This is a genomic window from Lentzea aerocolonigenes (assembly GCF_000955955.1).
Classification (GTDB): Bacteria; Actinomycetota; Actinomycetes; order Mycobacteriales; family Pseudonocardiaceae; genus Lentzea; species Lentzea aerocolonigenes_A.
In genome coordinates this window covers 1-246 of record NZ_JYJG01000031.1, presented here as the reverse complement: position 1 = coordinate 246, position 246 = coordinate 1, and the positions used below count along the sequence as shown (strand labels likewise).

At 70.3% G+C, this 246-nt stretch carries 1 pseudogene; it reads left to right on the top strand.

From position 1 onward, the window contains the following. Nucleotides 1-246, top strand: a pseudogene (locus UK23_RS52550) (VCBS repeat-containing protein); the annotation flags it as partial.

Sequence of the window (246 nt, the reverse complement as noted above, 5' to 3'; positions counted from 1 at the left end):
ACCCGGCCGACGGGTCGTTCCACATCCTGTTCGACTCAGGTGGTCTCTACGAACCCACCTGGCGCCTGGGTGGCCCCGGCTACCTGCCGGTGGGTGGCGACTGGAACGGCAACGGCAACTCCGACTACGGCGTGTACCGCCCGTCGGACGGCTCGTTCCACGTCCTGTTCGACACCGGCGGTGCCGCGTACAACCCGAGCTGGCGGCTCGGCGGCCCCGGTTCCGTCCCGGTCGCGGGTGACTGGA